Source organism: Bacillus sp. GMa5/1 (genome assembly GCF_050172015.1).
Taxonomy (GTDB): Bacteria; Bacillota; Bacilli; order Bacillales; family Bacillaceae_G; genus Bacillus_A; species Bacillus_A cereus.
The window spans coordinates 1-263 of record NZ_JBNLYC010000456.1 but is presented as its reverse complement, the minus strand read 5'-3'; the positions used below and the strand labels follow the sequence as shown (position 1 = coordinate 263).

Sequence of the window (263 nt, the reverse complement as noted above, 5' to 3'; positions counted from 1 at the left end):
CCTGTTAACTTATAGTAATCCTCTGCACAAATTTGTCTTTTTACTGGACCCATATCTAAGTCATATAATCTCGCACCGCGTCCACAAAATTGACATTTAGTTGCAATTCGCATCGAAACCGTACCATCAATTAAGCCCCATACCTCTACCTGTGAACCTTCAGTTATTCCTGCATCCCTTAACATATCAAAAGGGACTGGAATAAATAGTCCTTTTTCTGTATTTGATACAGTTACTAATCTTCCTGCAAACGGAAATCCTTC

At 38.4% G+C, this 263-nt stretch carries 1 protein-coding gene; it reads right to left on the bottom strand.

Annotation, left to right across the window (positions count from 1 at the left end; genetic code table 11):
* On the bottom strand, positions 1–263 hold a 263-nt coding region (locus ACQGSG_RS29430), incomplete at both ends, for a hypothetical protein (RefSeq protein WP_426948807.1).